Origin of the sequence: Falsiroseomonas sp. E2-1-a20 (genome assembly GCF_051433195.1) — a bacterium.
Classification (GTDB): domain Bacteria; phylum Pseudomonadota; class Alphaproteobacteria; order Acetobacterales; family Acetobacteraceae; genus Falsiroseomonas.
In genome coordinates this window covers 1-395 of record NZ_JBHMFT010000212.1, presented here as the reverse complement: position 1 = coordinate 395, position 395 = coordinate 1, and the positions used below count along the sequence as shown (strand labels likewise).

Annotated in this window: 1 protein-coding gene; it reads right to left on the bottom strand. The window is 72.7% G+C overall.

The window, feature by feature from the left end; all coding sequences use genetic code 11:
- Positions 1-333 (bottom strand): recombinase family protein (locus tag ACFHPP_RS31415; protein WP_437167136.1); only part of this gene is annotated, 333 nt, incomplete at its 3' end.
- Between the last annotated feature and the right edge of the window lie 62 nt (positions 334-395).

Here is a 395-nt window from a genome sequence, read left to right as displayed (position 1 = left end):
CGGCGTCGAGAGGTCGAAGGCCATGCCGTTCAGCGCGACGAGCGAGACGCGCTGCGCCTCGAGCTCGCGCAGCGTCGCCAGCAAGTCGGTCGTGCTGCGGCCCCAGCGCGACAGCTCGGTCACCAGCACCACGTCGATCTCGCGCCGCTGGGCAAGCGCCATGACCTTCCGCCGCTCGGCGCGGTCGTGCCGCACCCCTGAGGCGGTCTCCTTGAACACCCCGACCACCTCGTAGCCGGCGCGCGCGGCGAAGGCGGCCAGATCCCGCTCCTGCCGCGCGCAGGACTGGTCGGCGGTCGAGACCCGGCAGTAGAGGGCGGCGCGCTGTCCCACTTGAACTCCTCCCGCATGACGGGCCGCAAGCCGCTGATCCGGCTGGGCCCTGAAGCGTGGCA